The organism is Streptomyces sp. NBRC 110028, from assembly GCF_001417735.1.
Lineage (GTDB): Bacteria > Actinomycetota > Actinomycetes > Streptomycetales > Streptomycetaceae > Streptomyces.
Map to the genome: position 1 here is coordinate 1 of NZ_BBUZ01000032.1, position 18,516 is coordinate 18,516.

Below are 18,516 nucleotides of genomic sequence, written 5' to 3' on the forward strand. Positions count from 1 at the left end.
ATCGCAGCCACTTCGAGATCAGGGGACTTCCGCAGACCGAACAGCCCGGCCGACAGCCCGCGCACATCCCCTGAACGGTGATCAGCCCCGTTGCCCGGCGCGGGCCCAGCGGTCGCGGACGGGGGCCGGGACGGGAACGCCGGCGTAGGTGGCGGGCGCGGTCGCGGGCTCCAGCTCGGGCATGGGGGCGGGGAGGGCCGGCCGCGCCTGCGCCTCCTCGTCGGCCGCGATGCCGGCGTGAACGGTGAGCATGGCGTCTGCCACGGCGGCGCGCTTGGCGTTGCCGGAGTGCTCGGCCTCGGCCTTCTTGCGCTCGAACTGCTGGCGGATCTGCTCATGCGTCAGGCCCTGCGCGTGCATTTCAGCAACGGCCTTGGCGGTCACGGCCGCCGTAGCGGCGGGCAAGGCTCCGGTGAGACGGTCCTGGCGGATCGCGCCGGTTCGGACCTTCATGAGCGGGTGTTCCTTTCGTGGGCGCTGGGTGGGCCGGGCGCTGTGGCTGGCGCCCGGCCGGGGCGAGTGGGTCAAGCGGCGAGGCTGAGGATGTGGGCGGCGATGCGGTGCTTGCAGGGGTGGAGGCCCCTTGATGCCCGCCGGGCAGGTGCAGGCGGCCCGGTGCGCCTTGTAGGCGGTGGCGCCGTCGCTGCTGACCGCGTAGAAGACCCGGCGCCCGCGGAGCGGGATGAGGCCGCCCTGTTCGATCAGCGCTTCTGCCTTGGCGACCTGGTGCGGCTTGTAGGCTTGTACCGGGCGACGACCTCGGCGTGGGCGGCGGCGCGGACCTTGACGCGGCACTTGGGGCCGTAGCGTCGGTGGTGGCGTTGCGCAGCGCCCGGCCGCAGCGCAGGCAGTGGGCGGCGACGGGATTGGTGGCCCGGGTGGTGGTGGTCATCGCGTCGTCCCTCCGTCCTTGTCCGGGCCTCATGGCGCGGCGCGGCACGACGGCGAGCCCGAGCCAACTGCTCGACGTGTGTGACCTCCAGGACGCCTGGTCGCGCCGCCGGCATCTGCTGGCCTGGGGCGCCAAGTCCCGGACCGCCTCGACGGCCACCGCGGCGCTTGCCGAACACCTGCGGCACGCGGCACTGTCCGAGCCGGCTTCCCGCGGCAGGCACCCAGACCCCGGCCAGTAGACAGCTGACCGACCACCGGACACATCGCCTGGACAAGGGGATGAACGCGAGCCACATATGGGTATTGACATGTTCACGACCTCTCCCTATGGTCCAGGCCAATCCTGCGCCACCGCGTCCCCCATCGAGCATGGAAGAGGTCATCGGATGGCACGAACCAGAACCGCGCTGCTCGGCGTGCTCGCCCTGCTGGCCGGGCTGCTGAGCCTTCAGCTCACCGGACCGGTCCCCCGCGCCGCCGCCGCGCCGGCCACGTTCACCCACCCCGGAGTGCTGGTGAGCCGGGGGCAACTCGACTACGCCCGGGCCAAGGCGCAGGCCGGCCAGCAGCCCTGGAAGGCCGCCTACGACGACATGATGGGCAGCTCCTACGCCTCACTGTCGCGTAACCCCAAGCCCCGCGCCGTCGTGGAGTGCGGATCGTCCTCCAACCCCAACTACGGCTGCACCGACGAGCGTCAGGACGCCATCGCGGCCTACACCGACGCGCTCGCCTGGTACTTCACCCGGGACAGCCGCTACGCGAAGAAGGCGATCGAGATCATGGACGCCTGGTCCGCGACCATCACCGATCACACCAACAGCAACGCCCCGCTGCAGACCGGCTGGGCCGGATCCACCTGGCCGCGCGCCGCCGAGATCATCAAGTACACCTACGACGGCGGCTGGTCGGGCGCCGGTCGCTTCGCGACCATGCTGCGCGACGTCTACCTCCCCGAGGTGATCAGCGGCGCCGAGACCAAGAACGGCAACTGGCAACTGGTCATGACCGAGGCCGCGATCGGCATCTCCGTCTTCATCGAGGACCGCACCAGCTACGACAAGGCCGTCAGCACCTACCTCGCCCGTGTCCCGGCGTACGTCTATCTGACCAGTGACGGTGATCTGCCCAAGCCGCCCGCGGGCAGCAGCATCGACACCAAGGCCGAGATCGTCAAGTACTGGCAGGGCCAGAGCACCTTCGCCGACGGCCTCTCCCAGGAGACCTGCCGCGACTTCGGGCACACCGGCTGGGGCCTCGCCTCCATCGCGGACATCGCCGAGACCAGCCGCATCCAGGGCCAGGACCTCTACCCGAAGATCCAGGACCGGTTGCGCTACGCCCTGGGTCTCCACACCTCCTACGAGAACGGCGCGACCGTGCCGTCCTGGCTGTGCGGGGGTTCGGTCAAGAAGGGCCTCGGCGAGGTCACCGAGGTCGGCTTCAACGCCCTCCACAACCGTCTGGGCATCGCCATGTCCAACACCCAGAAGTACACCGAGGCGCACCGGCCGTCCGGCACCGACAACTACTTCAACGCCTGGACGACCCTCACCCACGCGGACAACCCGTCCTGAGCGGCCACGTGAGGTGCCCGACCGCTCCACCTCAGCCGTCCAGCGGAAAGTGGCACAGGCCCTCGTGCGGCTCCCGGCCCGGGTCCGCCGTGGCGTCGCGGGCGACGGCCGGGGGAGCGGTCGCGGCGCAGCGGGGCTCGCTCTTCCAGCAGCGGGTCCGGAACCGGCAGCCCGAGGGGATGCCGTACGGGGAGGGGATCTCCCCGTACAGGGCAATCTCCTCCCCGGGGGGCGCCCCGGACACATCGAGCCGGGGAGCGGCCGACATCAGGGCGGCGGTGTAAGGGTGCAGCGGCCGGTCGAAGACATCGTCGGCGCGGCCGTGTTCGATGACCTTGCCCAGGTACATCACCGCCACCCGGTCGGAGATGTAGCGGACCACGGACAGGTCGTGGGAGATGAACACATAGGAAACGCCGAGCCGCGTCCGCAACTCGGAGAGCACGTTCAGCACTTGCGCCTGCACCGACAGGTCCAGCGCGGACACGGGCTCGTCGCACACGATGAGGTCGGGTTCGAGGGCCAGCGCGCGGGCGATGCCGATGCGCTGCCGCTGCCCGCCGGAGAACTCGTTCGGGTAGCGGTGGGCGTCGCTCTCGCGCAGTCCGACGAGGGACAGCAGTTCAAGGACCCGGCGCTCCCGCTCGCGCGCCGTGGGCAGGATGTCGCGGTGGGTGCGCCACGGCTCGCCGATGAGATCGGCCGCGGACATACGGGCGTTGAGCGAGGCGAACGGGTCCTGGAACACCATCTGCACCCGGCGCCGCCACGCCAGCAGCTCCCGGCCCTTCAGCGTGAACGGGTCGGTGCCGTCGAAGCGCACCGTTCCCGCGTCCGGCCGTTCCAGCCCGAGCACCACCCTGGCCAGGGTCGACTTTCCGCATCCGGACTCGCCCACCAGGCCGAGGGTTTCTCCGTGACCCACCCGGAGGTCGACCCCGTCCACCGCGGTCAGCCTGCGGCGGCCGTGGCCGAACGACTTCGTCACGCCGCGGACGTCGAGGAGCGGCGTTCCGAAGCTCCCGGACACCTTCCCGGACACCTTCCCGGACACCTTCCCGGGCACGTTCTCAGCCACGGTCCAGCTCCTCGGAAAAGTGGCAGGCGGCCGAGCGCGAGGCGGCCACCGGCTCCAGGGTCGGGCGCTCCCGGACGCAGCGTTCACCGGCCAGCGGGCATCTGGCCCGGAAGACACAGCCGGACGGCACCGCGCTCAGCTCGGGCGGGCTGCCCGGTACGGCCGGCAGGGGGCGGCCCCTGACGGTGTGTTCGGGCACGGAGCCCAGGAGCGCCTTGGTGTAGGGGTGGCGGGGGCGGGCGAAGACCTCCCGCACCGGGCCGGTCTCGACCACGGTGCCCGCGTACATCACCACGACGTCATCCGCGTGCCGGGCGACCACCGCCAGATCGTGGGTGATCAGCACGAGCGCCATGTCCCGCTCGGTCCGCAGATCCCTCAGCAGCCGCATGATCTGCGCCTGTACGGTGACGTCGAGCGCGGTCGTCGGCTCGTCGGCGATCAGCACATCAGGGTCCAGGGCGACGGCCATCGCGATCAGCAGCCGCTGGCGCATGCCGCCGGAGAACTGATGCGGATACGAGCGGGCCCGCAGCCGGGGCTCGGGGATGCCGACGCGCGTCATCAGCTCCACCGCCTTCCGCGCGGCCTGGCGCCGAGACAGCCCGCGGTGGATGCGGAACGGTTCGGCGAGCTGCCGGCCGACCGGCTGCACGGGGTTGAGCGCGGCCAGCGCGTCCTGGAAGACGATCGACAGTACGGGACCGGCAAGCTTTCGGCGCTCGGCCCGGCCGAGCCGCACCACATCGGTGCCGGACACCCGCACGGCTCCGCCCGTCACCTCGGCCACCGGGTCGAGCAGCCCGGCGATGGACAGCGCGGTCATCGACTTCCCGCAGCCGGACTCGCCGAGGAGCGCCAGGGTGCGCCCCCTGTGCACACCGAAGCTGACGCCGTCCACGGCGCGGAGCGTGCCGGTGGGGGTGTGCAGATCGACGCACAGCCCCTCGACCTCAAGGGCGGCTGGTGGCTTCACGCGACTATCTCCGGGGGTACGGCGGCCCGGTTGCCGCGCCGCTTACGGGGCAGCGTCAGCCGCCACCGCTGTCCGGGGTCCGTGGCCAGGCGCACCCAGGCGGCGAGCACCGTGGCCGACACGGTGGTGAGCATGATGGCGAGTCCCGGCAGCACGGCGATCCACCAGGCGGTCCGGAGGTACTGGCGGCCCTGGGCCACCATCAGCCCCCAGCTCACCTCGGGTGGCTGGATGCCGACACCGAGGAAACTCAACGACGATTCGGTCAGCATGACGAAGCAGAAGTCGAGCGTGGCCACGGTCAGCAGCGTCGGCAGCGCGATCGGCAGCAGGTGCCGGTAGATGATGGCCGAGCTGGGCGTGCCGAAGGTCCGGGCCGCGTCGACGAACAGACGGCTTCTCAGCTCGGCCGACTCCGCGCGGGCCGTGCGCAGATAGACGGGGACACGGGCGACGGCGAGGATCAGCACGATGTTCATCGCGCTGGGCGCGAAGACGTACAGCACGACCACCGCGATGAGCAGGGACGGAAAGCTGAGGATGACATCGGCCGCGCGCATCGCGACGTTCTCGCGCATGCCTCCGTGGTACCCCGCCCACAGCCCCAGGGCGGAGCCGATCAGCAGCGAGCACAGCACCGCGGGCACCGCGATGGACAGCGTCGTCCCCGCGGCGTCCACCAGCCGGGCCAGCACGCTGCGTCCGAGGACGTCCGTGCCGAGCAGCCCGGAGAGCCCGTGGTCGAAGGAGGGCGGACGCAGCGAGGCGCGCAGGTCCTGCCGTACCGCCCGGTCGCCGAGGAACAGCCGCCCGAACAGCGCGACGAGGAACACCAGGGCCAGCACGACGGCCGCGGCGGCCGCGGTCCGGTCCCTGCCGAGCAGCAGCCACCAGCGGGGCGGACGGGAGCGCGACGGGGGAGTGGCCGCGTCGGAGGGGATGCGGCCGTCGGGGGCGGGCATGGTGGCTCCTTCGCTCACGCCGGTACCGCCTGGCGCACTCGGGGGTCGATCAGCGCGTGGCAGACGTCGACGAGGATGTTCAGCGCGAAGATCGTCACGGCGGTGAGCAGGACGGCGGCCTGCAGCACCGCGAAGTCCCGCTGCAGAATCGAGTCGATCATGAGCTTGCCGATCCCGGGCCAGCCGAAGATCGTTTCCACCACCACCGCGCCGTTGACGAGGCCGACGGCGAGATCTCCGGCGACGGTCAGCACGGGCGTGACGGCGTTGCGCAGGGCATGTCCGAACACCACGCGCGTGGCATCGGCCCCCTTGCTGCGGGCGACCTTGACATAGGGCGCGGACAGCGCGCCGACCATGCTGCCGCGGACCACCTGCACGAGCACCCCGAACGGGCGGATCAGCAAGGTGGCCAGCGGCAGCACCCACACCTCCGGACCGCCCAGGGTGCCGGAGGTCGGCAGCCAGCCCAGCCCCACTCCGAAGACCAGCACACCCATGATCGCGAACCAGAAGTCGGGAATGCTGGCCGCGGTCATCGACAGCAGACCGGCGAGCCGGTCGACGGCCGACTGGGGCCGGTAGGCGGCCAGGCTTCCGACCAGCAGGGCGCCGAGGACCGCCAGCAGCATGGTCATGCCCGCGAGCTGGAGGGTCACGGGAAACGCCTCCAGCACCATCGAGTCGGCGGACTCCCCGGTGCGCAGCGAGGTGCCGAAGTCGAGCCGCGCGGCGTTGCCGAGGTAGTCCCACAGCTGCACCGGGATGGAGTCGTCGAATCCGTGGGCGGCGGAGAAGTCCGCGCGCTGCCCGGGGGTGGCGCTCAGCGGGAGGTAGAGGTCGACGGGGTTGCCGGTCAGACGGGCCAGGCAGAACACACCCAGCACCACGAACACCAGGGGGATCGCGCTGGAGATGATGCGCTTGCGCAGGAAGGACGCCATATCAGGGGTTCGCCGCCTTCCGTGGCTTCACCGGCCGCACCTCGGCCAGCCGCATCTCGTCCCCGGTGGCGGAGTCCGGGCGGTATCGCACCGAGGACGACAGACCGAGCAGCCCGCGCATATGCGCCAGATAGGCGTACTGCGCCACCTTCTCGTTCTGGTAGGCGAGCACGCGAGCGAAGGCCCTCTGCCGGGCCTTGCCGGACAGCGCGTTCGCCGCGGCGATGCGGCGGTCGAGCCGCGGGGTGCCGAAGGTGGACTGGGGGCCGTCGCTCAGCAGGTACTGGCTGGTGGTGAAGGCCGCGTCCCCGGCCTGGTTGCCGTGCATGATCAGCAGCGCGATCGGCCCGACGCCGCGGGGGAGCGGGCGCAGTTGGTACTGGAGGTGGGTGGCGGTGTCCGCCATCCGGATCCGCACGTTCAGCCCGATGCGCGCCATCTGGTACTGCAGCGCCTCGGCCACCTCCGCGATCCCGGCGAACTGGCCGTTGCGCGCGACGAGGGTGATCCTCCGGTGGACGGGTACGCCGTCGGCGGCCGCCCGCCCGACCAGCGCGCGGGCCGCGGCCACCTGGTACGGGGTGGTGGCGAGGTCGTCGTTGTGGCCCACCACACCGGGCGGTACGAGTTGCGCGGCGGGCTTGGCGAGCCCCCCGAGCAGAGCGTCCACGATGCCCGTGCGGTCGATGGCCATGCCGATCGCCTTGCGCACCCGGATGTCGTCCAGCGGTGCCTCTCGGCCGTCCAGCCGCAGGGCGGTCGTCTCGTTGTTGGGGTAGGCGACGGTGGTGTCCTTGGACGCGTCCACGGGGTCCAGCGCCGTCGCGATGTCGGCCTCACCCTTGTCGATCATCGCGGCCCGCACACTGGCGTCGCTGCGCCAGACGTATCTGGCCCGGGGATAGGCGGGCGCCCTGCCCCAGTAACGTTCGTTGCGGGCAAGGGAGATCGACACGCCGGTCTCCCACTTTCTGACGGCGTAGGGGCCGGTCCCGATCGGTATGCGCACCTTGGCCCGGGTATCGGTGGTGCGCGGCACGATCTCGATGAAGCTCAGCCGCAGCGGGAGGATGGGGTCCGCCTTCTCGGTCGTGACGGTCAGCCGGGTGGGGCTGACCGCGCGCACGCGAAGCTTCTCGTCGCCGAAGACATAGCCGTCCACATTGCAGGCGAGATCCGAGTTGACGGCGCGTTCGATGGAGAAGGCGGCGTCCTGAGCGGTGAACGGCCGCCCGTTCTGGAAGGTCACACCCGAGCGGATGCCGAAGCTCCACGTCGTGGGCCTGGTCCGCTGCCAGCCGGTCGCCAGCAGCGGTTCGAGCTTGCCCGAGGTCGGGTCCCGTTCAACCAGTGGTTCGGTGACGTTCGAGCGGACGACGACTCCGGTCGCGGTCAACGAGGACTCACAGGGCTCCAGCGTCGGGGGTTCCTGAGTGAGGACCACCCGCAGCGTGCCGCCGCCGGCGCTTCCGGCATCCCCCGCGGCGTCACCGTTCGCCACGGCACACGCGCTGGTCAGCAGCATGGTCCCGGAGACCGCGAGGGTGAACCCGGGGCGCGCCCGGCCCCGCCTCGGCCGCCGGTTGGAGCGTACGGAGGATCTCATCCCGGGCGACCTCCGAGGATGCTGACGCGGTGCCGCGGGAGACACGACACTCGACCTGGTCGTCTACACTTGCGTACTCGGTCTGCATTTATAAACGCCGAAGCTAAGGCTGAGGTGGCGGGGCGTCAAGGGATCTGACAAAAGGCGCCGTTGGCCCACCATCGGGGTCTCGGCAGGCCGCTTCCCGGCGTGCCGGTGCGCCGGTGTGAAGCGCGGTGTGTGAAGGGGGTGTGATCGGTGCACCCTGCCCGCTCGGCGGGGCGGCCGATGACCTTAGACTGCCCTGGTCTTCACGTCGATCAGGAGCACCACGTGCAACGCCGCCTCGCCCCCGCCCTCGCCCTCGTGGCCGTGACCGCCCTCGCACTCACCGGGTGCGCGCAGGACTTCGGCAAAGGCCCGGAGGGGAAGGTCACCGAGAAGGTCAAGGACGGGAAGAAGTTCTATCTGGTCGTCGATCCCGCCAAGGGAGGCGCGGAGAAGAAGTTCCGGGTCAGCAAGTACGACTACCACGACTGCAACCGGGGTTCGAAGTACCCCAAGTGCATCGACGACTAGACCTATTCGAACCGCGCGGTGTCGCCAGCTCCCCGGCGTACGATCTGGGCCTCACCGTCGGAGAAGTCGATGACCGTGGTCGGCTCGGTGCCGCAGTCTCCCGAGTCGACCACGGCGTCCACCACATGGTCGAGCCGCTCCTTGATCTCCCAGCCCTGGGTCATCGGCTCGTCCTCGCCGGGCAGCAACAGGGTGCTGGACAGCAGCGGCTCGCCGAGGGCGGCGAGCAGTGCCTGGGTGACGGTGTGGTCCGGAATCCGCACCCCGACCGTCTTCTTCTTCGGGTGCGGCAGTTGCCGCGGCACCTCCTTGGTCGCCGGGAGGATGAAGGTGTAGCTGCCGGGTGTCGCCGCCTTGATCGCCCGGAACACGTCCTTGTCGATGTGCACGAACTGGCCCAGCTGTGAGAAGTCCTGGCACACCAGGGTGAAGTGGTGGCGGTCGTCGAGATGCCGGATCGACCGGATCCGGCTGATACCGTCGCGGTTGCCCATCTGGCAGCCCAGTGCGAAACAGGAGTCCGTCGGGTAGGCGACCAGCGCGCCGGAACGGATCCTGTCGGCCACGTTGCCGATGGTGCGCGCTTGGGGATTGTCGGGGTGAACATCGAAGTACTTCGCCATCCGCCGAGCGTAGTCGATCGTCCGGATCCTGCGCAGAGTGGTGATCCGGAAAGGTCGCGGGGAGGGCGGCGCCTCACCGCACTGTGAAAACACCGTTACGAGGAGAGAAACATGGCGAAGATACTTTTTGTGATGACCGGCGCCGACGCGTGGACACTGGCGGACGGCAGCACCCACCGCACGGGCTTCTGGGCGGAAGAGGCCGTCGTCCCGCTGGAGGCATTCAAGGCCGCGGGGCATGAGGTCACCGTGGCCACTCCGGGCGGCGTGGTGTCGCCGGTCGACCCGGTCAGCCTGGCCCCGGAGGCCGCCGGCGGCGCCGAGGAGGCCGCGCGGCTCACCAAGGTGGTGGAGACCGCCTCCGAGTTCCGCCGGCCCGCCGCCCTGGCCGATGTGCGGCTTGAGGACTTCGACGCGGTGTACGTTCCCGGCGGCCACGGCCCCATGGAGGACCTCACCGTCGACGCCGACTCCGGGCGCCTCCTGACGCGGGCGGTGGACCGGGGACTGCCGGTGGGCGTGGTGTGCCACGGCCCGGCCGCGCTGCTGGCGGCGGTCAAGGAGGACGGCACCAACGCCTACGCCGGTTACCGGATCACCGCGTTCACCAACACCGAGGAGCAGCTGGCCGGCACCGCCGGCAACGCCAAGTGGCTGCTGCAGGACCGGCTGACCGAGGCCGGGCTCACCGTCGAGGCCGGCGAGGCGTGGGCGCCGCACGTCGAGGTCGACCGCAACGTCGTCACCGGCCAGAACCCCGCCTCCTCCGGCCCCCTGGCCACCGAGCTGCTCAAGAAGCTGGGCCAGGAGTAACCGCCTGCGAGCAGCCTCTGCTCGCACCAGATGGTCTTCCCGGCGGTGGTCTGGCGTGTTCCCCAGCCGGATCGGCCCCGCCGTCGGGGGAGACGAGGACGGGCAGCGGGTGTCCGGCCGACGCCGGCGCGCAGTGCCGGGAGACCGGATCGTAGACCGCGTACAGACAGGTCGCTCCCACCCCACCGGTGGCCGCCTGGTCCGCGCCGGTGTCCATGACCTCCTCGGCGATGGTGTCCTGCCCGTCATCGGTGAGACGGACGACCAGGTCATCGAGGTGGGTGAGAAGCTCGTCGGGCGGCAGGTCGACATCGGCCGGCCCGATGTCCCCACGCATGCCGCGGCCGACGCCTTCCTCGACCACGCGACGCGGTTTCTCCGCAGGTCAGGTGGTGGCCAACAGCAGGTCCTCGCCGCTTGACGGACGGAGGCCATCGGCGCGGTCGGCGAAGTAGCGCGCGGTGTGCGACGCGCCCGACACATGGCGCGCCTCACGGAACCCCGCTTCGCGGGCCAGGGCCAGCATCTCCTGCGGGGTGTAGAAGCTGAGGAACGGCGTCCCGGACGCTCGCGCGCCCTCCTGGCTCGCCCGGAGGCCGGGCCGGTCGGCGTCCTCGACGAGTTCGATCGGCAGCAGAAACGTCATGGCGAGCGTCGAACCGGGGGCGAGCCCGGCGATCCGGCGCAGGGTGGCGGTGGTGGCGTCCCTGGTGAGGTACATGCTGACGCCGGTGGAGACGATGACCGCCGGCTGCCCGGGATCAAAACCGGCGGCGGCCAGCCGCTCCAGCCAGGACGCACCGGCTTCGAAGTCGAACGGCACCAGGTGCAGCCATTCGGGGATGCCATAGCCGAGTTCGGCGAGGCGGCGGCGCTTCCAGGACTGGGGGCCCGGCTGGTCGACCTCGAAGATCCGCAGCCGGGAGGCGATCTCCGGCTTGCGCTGGGCGAAGGTGTCCAGACCGGCGCCCAGGATGACGTACTGGGCGACGCCGCGCCCGGCCTGCTCGGTGATCAGGTCCTCGATGAAACGGGCCCTGGCCACCATGGCCGCCCGGAACCCGCTGGTGGTGTGCGGGTCCATGTCGGGCCGCTCCCGCCAGTCCTCACCGGGCGCCACCAGCCGCAGCCCGACCTCGTCCTCGATCACGTACGGGGGCGCGTCGACCCGCACGTGCATGGCCCGCCAGAGCGCGGTCCGCACCGCGGTGCTGTCGGGTGCCCCGATGTGTTCGTCAGCCATGGTGTTGTCCCTTCGCCCCGGCCGTCGTGGGTCAGTCGCCCGCGGGAGCCTGGAGGCTCCACAGACGCCCGTCGGGGTCGCGCACGGTCATCTCCCTGGTCCCGTAGTGGGTGTCCGCGAACGGGGTGACCACCTCGACAGCAGCCGGATCGGGCCGGAACGCGTCCGCGTCCGGCACCTTCAGCACCATCCGCGTCTGGGGCTCCTGGTCCTCGGGGACCTCGGCGATGAACACATAGGGCCCGTCGCCGTTGCGGAGCTGTCCGGAGTTGTGGTCCGTGGCGAACTCCAGCTCGTAGCCGAGCGTTTGGAAGAACTTCGCCGCCTTGCCCCAGTTGTGTGTCGTCAGAAACACGGCCTCGATGCCTTCGGTTGTCATATCAGCTCTCCTGCTCGGTCGATCGCTGTCCGGAAGACCTGTCGGTGTCGTCGAGGTAGGCGCGCAGCGCGTCGGCGACCAGCGCCGACAGTGACATGCCCGACTCGATGGCGCGGTACTTGACCTGCTTGATCAGCCCGATCGGCAGGTACACGTTGAACTGTTTGACGTCCTCATCACCCACGCGGGCAATGCTAGCATCCTAGCAAGCTAGGCAACCATGGTGTGGCGGTGACGTGAGGTCCTTCACAATGGGGGGTGGCATGCGACGTGACGAGCCGGGTATGCGCGCCATGATCACCGCGTGAGACACCGATGTGATCGGCACAGGTAGGGCATCGTTGGAAGGAGGGCGACATGTCGTCGAAGCGACGTCGCAAGAAGAAGGCCCGTCGTAAGAACGGCGCCAACCACGGTAGCCGCCCCCAGTCCTGATCTGAGGCGCTCTGCCGAGTGGCACCGAGGGACTCCCCGCGCGCATGGCGTACGGGGAGTCCCTCGTTTCGCGTGCGGCGGGTCAGGCGGGCTCGGCCACGGTGCCGCGCACGACGAGTTGCGGGCTGAGGACGACCTCGCGCAGGTCGGTGCGGCCCTGGCCGAGGCGTTCGACGGCGGCGGCCACCGCCTGCCGGGCCTGCTGCTCGGCGTTCTGACCGGCCTGGGAGAGGGCGGCCAGGACGCCGATGGCGCGCTGGTCGTTGAAGGCGACCACGGCGGTGGGAACCTGGTGTTCTCCCCGGTCACCCTGAGTGGCTGGTCGAGGAGACCGGCGCCACCAACGCCGGCGCGGAGATGGGCCCCTCGCACCTGATGTGGCAGGGCATGGACATCGTGCCCTCCATAAGTGGCTCGGCCCCCTGGTGTTCCACGCCGTGGCGAAGGACGCGACGCTCTGCCCCGGCGCCGACATCCGTGGCGTACTGGACTCGTCGTTCACCCGCGTGCCCGCCGACGCCCCCGGCAAGGTGCCCACCGGTTGCGGCTTCTGGCGCAACGCCTGGCCGGAGAACCCGGCGTGGAAGTCCGTCGCCGTCGGCCTCGGACACGACACCGCCTACTGGACCGAGTTCCTGTGCGCGCTCGCGGAGGCCGACCCGGACATGGCCGTGAACATCGAGCACGAGGACGCCGCCTATTCCCGGACCGAGGGGCTCGCCCCGGCCGCCGAGAACCCGCACACCGCGGCGGCCGGTCTCTGACCCACCGCCACGGCTCGTCCCGGGGCCGGGGGTCAGGGGCGGCTGGTCAGGTAGCCGCCCATGGAGGTGAAGTACTCGGTGGCGGCCATCTCGTGGCCCTCCTCGGTCCGTACGCGCGTGATGGCCAGGCCGTGGTTGCGGCCGGTGCGGGCGTCGGCGCCGGCGACGATGACCACGCCGTCGCCCTCGCGGTAGAAGATGCGGCCGGGAGTGCCGCCGTACCGGCCCTGGGACACGACCGCGGCCAGGACTTCGAGGCGCTTGCCCCGGTGGAAGGCGTAGGGGCTGGGGTACGGCTCGGACTGGGCGCGGACCAGGCGTTCGAGGTCCTCCGCCGGCCAGGTCCAGTCGATGCGGATGTCCTCGACGGACCGCTTGTGGAAGAAGCTCGCCCGGGACCGGTCCTGCGGGGTGAACTCCGTCTGCCCGGTGGCGATGAGGTCGAGCGCGCCGATCGTGACCGGGGCGATGAGGTCGACGGTCTTGTGGAAGAGATCGGTGGCGGTGTCCTTCGGCCCGACCGGGACCGCCTCCTGCCGGACGATGTCCCCGGCGTCGAGCTCCTCGTTCATCATGTGCGCGGTGACGCCCACTTCGGACTCGCCGTTGATCAGGGCCCAGATCAGCGGGGAGAACCCGGCGTACTTCGGCAGCAGCGAATCGTGGACGTTGAGCGTGCCGCGACGCGGCAGGCCGAAGATGCGCGGGGGGATCCACGTCCGCCAGTTGTTCGCCACGATGATGTCCGGGTCGGCCTCCTTGAGGCGCTCGAACAACTCCTCGTCGTCGGGGCGGTTGCGGATCAGCACCGGGACGCCGTGCTCCTCGGCGAGGTCGGCGACGGAGTCGCTCCAGATCTTCTCGTACGCGTGCTCGCTCTTGGGGTGCGTCACGACCAGGACCACGTCATGTTCGGAGTCCAGGAGGGCTCGCAGGGTGCGGTGCCCCCAGGTCTGGTAACCGAACATGACGACCCGCATGGGGTTCCTCCTCGCAGCAGGGAATGACCGAGGGGCAAGTAAAGCAAGGCTTACCTTATTGCGCAACGATCCTCCGTGGTCAGCCAGTTGGTGCCCGCGGATAATCCGGATTCCCCGCGGTGGCCTATCGACAGCCTTGCTGGTTTAGCTTAGGCTCACCTAAGTTCTTGGCGTGTCGCTTCGTCGGCGCGCCCCTTCGCATCTTCCGCACGCCTGAAAGGCGATTGCCCCGCACGATGGGAGTGACATGTCACAGGTTCTTCCTGGTGACGCCTTACCGGTCCACGACCTCATAGGCATCGGCTTCGGGCCGTCCAATGTGGCCATGGCGATCGCACTCAGCGAGCACAACGCACGCGCCGGGGGGCAGGGGGCGATCAGCGCTCGCTTCTTCGAGCAGCAGCCGCGCTTCGGCTGGCACCGAGGCATGCTCATCGACGACGCCACCATGCAGGTGTCCTTCCTCAAGGACCTGGTGACGCTGCGGAACCCGGCCAGCGAGTTCAGCTTCCTCTGCTACCTGCAGAGCAAGGGGCGGCTGATCGACTTCATCAACCACAAGAACCTCTTCCCGCTGCGGGTGGAGTTTCACGACTACTTGGAGTGGGCCGCGGCCAAGGTCGAGGGCATGGCCTCCTACGGCCACGAGGTCGTCGGCGTCGCGCCCGTCCTGTGTGACGACGCCGTGGAGTACCTGGACGTGACGGTCCGGTCGGAGGAGGGGCTGGAGGTCCACCGGGCCCGCAACCTCGTCATCGGCACCGGGCTGCGCCCCTTCATGCCGGAGGGCGTGGAACGCGGTGACCGCGTCTGGCACACCTCCGAACTGCTGGCGAAGGCCGGCCAGCTGGAGGGCACCTCGCCCTCCCGGTTCATCGTCGTGGGCGCCGGGCAGAGCGCCGCCGAGAACGTGGCCTATCTGCACCGCCGCTTCCCCGGGGCCGAGGTGTGCGCGGTCTTCTCCCGCTACGGCTACAGCCCCGCCGACGACAGCGGTTTCGCCAACCGGATCTTCGACCCGGCGGCGGTCGACGACTACTTCGCCGCGCCCGAGGACGTCAAACGGCGGCTGATGGACTACCACGGCAACACCAACTACTCCGTGGTGGACATCGACCTGATCGACGACCTGTACCGGCAGACGTACCGGGAGAAGGTCCTCGGCGCCGAGCGGCTGCGCTTCCTCAACGTGTCCCGGATCACCGAGGTCAAGGAGACACCCGCCCAGGTCCGTGCCACCGTGCGGTCCCTCGTCACCGGCGAGGAGACCTTCCTCGACGCGGACGTCGTGGTCTTCGCCACCGGTTACAGCCCCGTCGACCCCATCGGACTGCTCGGCGAGGCCGCCGGTCACTGCCTCCGCGACGACGAGGGCCGGGTCCGCGTCGAGCGTGACTACCGCGTCGCGACGGACCCCGGCCTGCGCTGCGGCATCTATCTGCAGGGCGGAACCGAGCACACCCACGGCATCACCTCGTCGCTGCTGTCCAACACCGCGATCAGGGTCGGCGAGATCCTGGACTCGCTCCTCGACCGGGGCGTCACGTCCGCTTCCACCGAGGCGATGACGTACTGAGACATGGGCACGACGGTGATGGAGCGCCCCGTATCGAGGGGCGCGGCAGAGTCCCGCCGGCGGCGGGGTGCGGGCCTGGGTGCGCTGGTGGTGGTCCTGGTGGCCGTGGCGGCGGTGTCGCTGGCCGTCGGTGCGCGCGCGCTGAGTCCCGCCGAGGTGTGGCACGGGTTGTTCGCCGGGCCGGACTCCGACCAGCGGCTCACCGGGATCAGGCTCATCGTGCGGACGGTGCGGGTGCCCCGGACGGTGCTCGCGATCGTGGCGGGCATCGCCCTCGGGGTCGGCGGGGCGCTGATCCAGGGGTACACGCGCAATCCGATCGCGGACACGGGCCTGCTGGGGGTGAACGCCGGTGCCTCGTTCGCCGTGGTGTCGGTGATCGCCGTGTTCGGGTTCGCCGACCCGTTCCAGTACGTCTGGTTCGCCTTCCTGGGGGCGGCGGTCGCCGGAGTCGTGGTGTTCGGGCTGGCGAGCATCGGCCGGGGCGCCGGGAATCCGCTGACGCTCGCACTGGCCGGGCAGGGGATCACGGTGTTCCTGGCGGCGATGACCACGGCGGTCGCGCTGGCGGACCAGAAGTCGCTGAACGCGCTGCGGTTCTGGAACGCGGGTTCCGTGGCCGGTGTCGGATTCGACGTCATCTGGCCGGTGGCCGCGTTCATCGCCGTCGGGCTGGTGCTGGCCGTGATCACGCTGCCCGCCATCAACCTGCTCAACCTGGGGGACGACGTGGCGCGGGGGCTGGGTGTGAACATCGCGCTGAACCGGACCATCGGCATCGTCGCGATCACCCTGCTGGCGGGCGCGGCGACGGCGGCGTGCGGCCCCATCGCGTTTCTCGGGCTCATGGTGGCCCATGTGGCCCGGTATCTGACCGGGCCGGACTATCGCTGGCTGGTGCCGTACGCGGGCCTGCTCGGCGCCGTCGTCCTGCTGGTCTGCGACATCGTGGGGCGTGTGGTGGTGCGGCCGGGCGAGTTGGACGCGGGTGTGGTGGTGGCCCTCCTGGGCGCCCCGTTCTTCGCGGCCCTGGTGTGGCGCGGGAAGTTCAAGGACACATGAGCGGAACAGACGTGAAGCGAACGGTCGCGAAGCCATCGGTGGTCGCGCCGGGGGTGCGGCTCGGCCGGCTGTCGTTCGTGTGGCGGCCCTGGCTCATGGGCGTCACCCTGCTGCTGGCGGCGGCGGCCTTCCTGGTGTTCTGCCTGTCCATCGGTGTCGGGGAGTTCTCCATCGGCCTGTCCCGGGTGGTCGCCACGGTTCTCGGCGGGGGCGAGCGGGTCGACCGGTTCGTCATCATGGACCTGCGGATGCCACGGGCCCTGGCCGGGCTCGTCGTGGGGGTCGCGCTGGGGGTGTCCGGGGCGATCACGCAGTCCGTCGCGCGCAACCCGCTGGCCAGCCCGGACATTCTGGGGATCACCGGGGGCGCCGGTGTGGTCTCGGTGTTCCTGGTGACGGTGTCGGGCGGGGCCGGCGCGGCGGTCGTCAGCGCCGTGGGCCTGTCCGTGGCGGCGCTCGCGGGCGGTCTCGGCACGGGGCTGCTGGTGTACTTCCTGGCGTGGCGGCGCGGGATCGACGGCTTCCGGCTCATCCTCATCGGCATCTCGGTGAGCGCCGTGATGGAGGCGATCACGACCTGGCTGCTGACCACGGCCGACATCAAGGATGTGGCCCGGGCTCAGGCGTGGCTGGTCGGCTCGCTGGACAACCGCTCCTGGGGCGAGGTCCGGATGGGCGTGTGGTGCACGCTCGTCCTTCTGGCCGTCGTCTCCTGTGCCGCGTTCCAGTTCAAGCCGATGCACCTGGGCGACGAGGTCGCCGCGGGCCTGGGCGTCCGGTACTCGATGGTGCGGGCCGTCCTGCTGCTGTGCGCGGTGCTGCTGGCCGGTGTGGCGGTGAGCGTGGCGGGCCCGGTCCCGTTCGTCGCGCTGGTGGCGCCGCAGGTGGCGATGCGTCTGGTCCGGTGCCCGACACCGCCGATGGTGGCCTCCGGCGTGGTGGGCGCGCTGCTGCTGATCGGCGCGGATCTGATCGCGCGCACCGCGCTGCCGATCACGCTCCCGGTGGGCGTGGTCACCGCCGCGATCGGCGGCCCTTTCCTCGTCTGCCTGCTGGTGCGGGCGAACCTCAGGTAGATGGCAATGAATGGGGCGAACGTGAAGACAGGGGGACGTGTGAGCGCCGAGTGCGTCACCGGGACGGAGGCCGGCACCGGGACCGGCACCGAGACCGCATCAGGGGCCCAGGACCTCTCACGGCTGGCGGCCCGGGGCGTCACCGTCGGGTACGGCGGACGGAACGTCATCGACGACCTGGATGTGGCGATCCCGCCGGGTGTGGTCACCACCATCATCGGGCCCAACGGCTGTGGGAAATCCACGCTTCTGCGCACCCTGACCCGGCTGCTGAGGCCCGCCAGGGGGACTGTCGTGCTGGACGGCGAGGACATCGCCCGGCTCAGGACCCGGGACGTGGCGAAGAAGCTGGGCCTGCTGCCGCAGGCGCCGGTCGCGCCGGAGGGGCTCACGGTGGCCGACCTGGTCGCCAGGGGCCGCCATCCGCACCAGAGCTGGTTGCGGCAGTGGTCCTCGGACGACGCGGACGTCGTGGAGCGCGCGCTGGCCATGACCGGGGTGTCGGATCTGGCCGACCGCCCGGTCGACTCGCTGTCCGGCGGGCAGCGTCAGCGGGTCTGGATCTCCATGACCCTGGCCCAGGGCACCGAGCTGCTGCTCCTCGACGAGCCGACCACCTACCTGGATCTGGCGCACGCCATCGATGTGCTCGACCTGGTGGACGATCTCCACGAGTCGGGGTGCACCGTGGTCATGGTGCTGCACGACCTCAATCTGGCCACGCGGTACAGCGACAACCTCGTGGTGATGCGGGCGGGTTCGATCCTGGCGCAGGGGCACCCCCGTGACGTGATCACCGCCGAGCTGCTGGACGAGGCGTTCGGGCTGCGCGCCACGGTCGTCGACGACCCGGTGGGCGACCGGCCGCTCATCGTGCCGATCGGGCGCACCCACGTCCGGCCGGAGCGGGTCCCGGCCAGGGCCCGGCCGGGCTACGGCCAAGAAATATCCAAGTAAGGCTAGGCTGGCC

The 18,516-nt window shown here is 70.5% G+C and carries 22 protein-coding genes and 1 pseudogene; 10 read left to right on the plus strand and 13 right to left on the minus strand.

All coding sequences use genetic code 11. From position 1 onward, the window contains the following. Window positions 1-81 precede the first annotated feature (81 nt). Window positions 82-453, minus strand: coding sequence for a hypothetical protein (locus tag ASC60_RS41760; protein ID WP_055554453.1), 372 nt, complete (start codon window positions 451-453; stop codon window positions 82-84). A gap of 362 nt (window positions 454-815) precedes the next feature. Here ASC60_RS41760 and ASC60_RS43110 point away from each other — a divergent pair, with 362 nt between their 5' ends. Further along, window positions 816-1,133, plus strand: coding sequence for a hypothetical protein (locus ASC60_RS43110; RefSeq protein ID WP_234357104.1), 318 nt, complete (start codon window positions 816-818; stop codon window positions 1,131-1,133). 147 nt (window positions 1,134-1,280) lie between these two features. Beyond that, window positions 1,281-2,471, plus strand: a complete 1,191-nt coding sequence (locus tag ASC60_RS24355) for an alginate lyase family protein (RefSeq protein ID WP_055554456.1) — start codon at window positions 1,281-1,283, stop codon at window positions 2,469-2,471. A gap of 31 nt (window positions 2,472-2,502) precedes the next feature. Here ASC60_RS24355 and ASC60_RS24360 read toward each other — a convergent pair whose 3' ends face one another. Genes ASC60_RS24360 through ASC60_RS24380 form a run of 5 tightly spaced genes read right to left on the minus strand, consistent with a single transcriptional unit; the run spans window position 2,503 to window position 8,037 of the window. Next, window positions 2,503-3,501, minus strand: a complete 999-nt coding sequence (locus ASC60_RS24360; protein ID WP_055554814.1) for an ABC transporter ATP-binding protein — start codon at window positions 3,499-3,501, stop codon at window positions 2,503-2,505. Window positions 3,502-3,541: 40 nt separating this feature from the next. Further along, entirely contained in the window at window positions 3,542-4,525 is a 984-nt protein-coding gene (locus ASC60_RS24365; RefSeq protein ID WP_055554458.1) for an ABC transporter ATP-binding protein, read from the minus strand. Continuing rightward, window positions 4,522-5,487, minus strand: coding sequence for an ABC transporter permease (locus ASC60_RS24370; protein WP_055554460.1), 966 nt, complete (start codon window positions 5,485-5,487; stop codon window positions 4,522-4,524). The genes ASC60_RS24365 and ASC60_RS24370 overlap by 4 nt, the downstream gene beginning before the upstream one ends. Window positions 5,488-5,501: 14 nt before the next feature. Continuing rightward, window positions 5,502-6,431, minus strand: a complete 930-nt coding sequence (locus ASC60_RS24375) for an ABC transporter permease (RefSeq protein ID WP_055554462.1) — start codon at window positions 6,429-6,431, stop codon at window positions 5,502-5,504. Window position 6,432: 1 nt separating this feature from the next. Next, window positions 6,433-8,037, minus strand: coding sequence for an ABC transporter substrate-binding protein (locus ASC60_RS24380; RefSeq protein ID WP_055554464.1), 1,605 nt, complete (start codon window positions 8,035-8,037; stop codon window positions 6,433-6,435). 267 nt (window positions 8,038-8,304) lie between these two features. Between ASC60_RS24380 and ASC60_RS24385 the strand changes: the two genes are divergently transcribed. Further along, on the plus strand, window positions 8,305-8,595 hold the full coding sequence (locus ASC60_RS24385) for a hypothetical protein (protein ID WP_055554466.1): 291 nt from the start codon (window positions 8,305-8,307) through the stop codon (window positions 8,593-8,595). 2 nt (window positions 8,596-8,597) lie between these two features. Here ASC60_RS24385 and ASC60_RS24390 read toward each other — a convergent pair whose 3' ends face one another. Further along, window positions 8,598-9,218 (minus strand): L-threonylcarbamoyladenylate synthase, encoded by a 621-nt coding sequence (locus tag ASC60_RS24390; RefSeq protein WP_055554468.1) that lies wholly within the window; start codon window positions 9,216-9,218, stop codon window positions 8,598-8,600. 111 nt (window positions 9,219-9,329) lie between these two features. On the opposite strand from ASC60_RS24390, the gene ASC60_RS24395 reads away from it, so the two are divergent. Further along, window positions 9,330-10,031, plus strand: a complete 702-nt coding sequence (locus tag ASC60_RS24395) for a type 1 glutamine amidotransferase domain-containing protein (RefSeq protein ID WP_055554470.1) — start codon at window positions 9,330-9,332, stop codon at window positions 10,029-10,031. Here the strand turns inward: ASC60_RS24395 and ASC60_RS39590 are convergent. Genes ASC60_RS39590 through ASC60_RS24415 form a run of 4 tightly spaced genes read right to left on the minus strand, consistent with a single transcriptional unit; the run spans window position 10,009 to window position 11,837 of the window. Next, window positions 10,009-10,368 carry a SpoIIE family protein phosphatase gene (locus ASC60_RS39590; protein WP_370592961.1) on the minus strand — a complete coding sequence of 120 codons (360 nt, stop codon included), beginning with the start codon at window positions 10,366-10,368 and terminating at the stop codon, window positions 10,009-10,011. The two genes, ASC60_RS24395 and ASC60_RS39590, sit on opposite strands and share 23 nt — an antisense overlap. Window positions 10,369-10,416: 48 nt before the next feature. Next, window positions 10,417-11,274 carry a class I SAM-dependent methyltransferase gene (locus ASC60_RS24405; RefSeq protein WP_055554474.1) on the minus strand — a complete coding sequence of 286 codons (858 nt, stop codon included), beginning with the start codon at window positions 11,272-11,274 and terminating at the stop codon, window positions 10,417-10,419. A 31-nt stretch (window positions 11,275-11,305) separates the two neighbouring features. Then, on the minus strand, window positions 11,306-11,653 hold the full coding sequence (locus tag ASC60_RS24410) for a glyoxalase/bleomycin resistance/extradiol dioxygenase family protein (RefSeq protein ID WP_055554476.1): 348 nt from the start codon (window positions 11,651-11,653) through the stop codon (window positions 11,306-11,308). A 1-nt stretch (window position 11,654) separates the two neighbouring features. Beyond that, on the minus strand, window positions 11,655-11,837 hold the full coding sequence (locus ASC60_RS24415) for a ribbon-helix-helix protein, CopG family (protein ID WP_055554478.1): 183 nt from the start codon (window positions 11,835-11,837) through the stop codon (window positions 11,655-11,657). 173 nt (window positions 11,838-12,010) lie between these two features. On the opposite strand from ASC60_RS24415, the gene ASC60_RS44135 reads away from it, so the two are divergent. After that, complete coding sequence (locus ASC60_RS44135; protein ID WP_370443954.1) at window positions 12,011-12,088, plus strand: 50S ribosomal protein bL37; 78 nt, start codon at window positions 12,011-12,013, stop codon at window positions 12,086-12,088. An 82-nt stretch (window positions 12,089-12,170) separates the two neighbouring features. On the opposite strand, the pseudogene ASC60_RS39595 reads toward ASC60_RS44135, so the two are convergent. Continuing rightward, a pseudogene (locus ASC60_RS39595) lies at window positions 12,171-12,377 on the minus strand (LacI family transcriptional regulator); the annotation flags it as partial. 148 nt (window positions 12,378-12,525) lie between these two features. Here ASC60_RS39595 and ASC60_RS24420 point away from each other — a divergent pair. After that, a complete protein-coding gene (locus tag ASC60_RS24420) occupies window positions 12,526-12,852 on the plus strand; it encodes a hypothetical protein (RefSeq protein WP_234357106.1) in 327 nt (108 codons plus the stop codon). Between the two features lie 32 nt (window positions 12,853-12,884). Here the strand turns inward: ASC60_RS24420 and ASC60_RS24425 are convergent, their stop codons facing one another. After that, the gene (locus tag ASC60_RS24425) at window positions 12,885-13,832 is read right to left on the minus strand and encodes a methionyl-tRNA formyltransferase (protein ID WP_055554480.1); all 948 of its coding nucleotides are present in this window, start codon (window positions 13,830-13,832) and stop codon (window positions 12,885-12,887) included. 247 nt (window positions 13,833-14,079) lie between these two features. Between ASC60_RS24425 and ASC60_RS24430 the strand changes: the two genes are divergently transcribed. The 4 genes from ASC60_RS24430 to ASC60_RS24445 all read left to right on the plus strand — a co-directional run bounded on the left by ASC60_RS24430 (window position 14,080) and on the right by ASC60_RS24445 (window position 18,503). Then, on the plus strand, window positions 14,080-15,408 hold the full coding sequence (locus ASC60_RS24430) for a lysine N(6)-hydroxylase/L-ornithine N(5)-oxygenase family protein (protein WP_055554482.1): 1,329 nt from the start codon (window positions 14,080-14,082) through the stop codon (window positions 15,406-15,408). Between the two features lie 3 nt (window positions 15,409-15,411). Further along, complete coding sequence (locus tag ASC60_RS24435; protein WP_055554484.1) at window positions 15,412-16,470, plus strand: iron ABC transporter permease; 1,059 nt, start codon at window positions 15,412-15,414, stop codon at window positions 16,468-16,470. After that, window positions 16,467-17,546, plus strand: coding sequence for an iron chelate uptake ABC transporter family permease subunit (locus ASC60_RS24440; RefSeq protein ID WP_055554486.1), 1,080 nt, complete (start codon window positions 16,467-16,469; stop codon window positions 17,544-17,546). The genes ASC60_RS24435 and ASC60_RS24440 overlap by 4 nt, the downstream gene beginning before the upstream one ends. A 123-nt stretch (window positions 17,547-17,669) precedes the next feature. Beyond that, on the plus strand, window positions 17,670-18,503 hold the full coding sequence (locus ASC60_RS24445; protein ID WP_107097163.1) for an ABC transporter ATP-binding protein: 834 nt from the start codon (window positions 17,670-17,672) through the stop codon (window positions 18,501-18,503). Window positions 18,504-18,516: the final 13 nt, after the last annotated feature.